At 60.5% G+C, this 425-nt stretch carries 1 protein-coding gene; it reads left to right on the forward strand.

Annotated features, from left to right (window positions below; translation table 11 throughout):
* Positions 1-2 precede the first annotated feature (2 nt).
* Positions 3-401 carry a DUF2802 domain-containing protein gene (locus ALO43_RS26795; protein ID WP_157062369.1) on the forward strand — a complete coding sequence of 133 codons (399 nt, stop codon included), beginning with the start codon at positions 3-5 and terminating at the stop codon, positions 399-401.
* The last annotated feature ends 24 nt before the right edge of the window (positions 402-425 follow it).

A 425-nucleotide genomic window follows, 5' to 3' on the forward strand; every position in this document is an offset into this window, starting at 1 on the left:
TGATCTTTGAGGTAGCTGTCTTCTTCCTGGGCATTCTCTGGGTAGTCACCCTGTTTATGTTCCTGGCCCATACCAGGCGTCAGCGCAAGCTCGATGCCGAGCGTGATGAGGCGGCTGCCTTGCGTGATCAGCGGATCAAGGAGTTGGCCAGACGCCTGGACAACTACCAGAACGGCACGGTGCGCATGGGCGAAGCGTTGCACGAGCTGCGTGCCATCGTTGCGCCGTTGCCGGACAAGCTCACTGCACTGGAACAGCGCGATCCCTCCACGCTGTCCTTTGCCCAGGCTGCACGCCTGGTCGGCATGGGTGCCAGCATCGATGAGCTGACCCAGTCCTGCGGCCTGACCCAAGCCGAAGCGCAACTGATGACCAAACTGCACAGCAATACTGCGAGCTAGTTTCTCTTCGGTACACGCCTGCGC

The organism is Pseudomonas tremae (assembly GCF_001401155.1).
Lineage (GTDB): Bacteria > Pseudomonadota > Gammaproteobacteria > Pseudomonadales > Pseudomonadaceae > Aquipseudomonas > Aquipseudomonas tremae.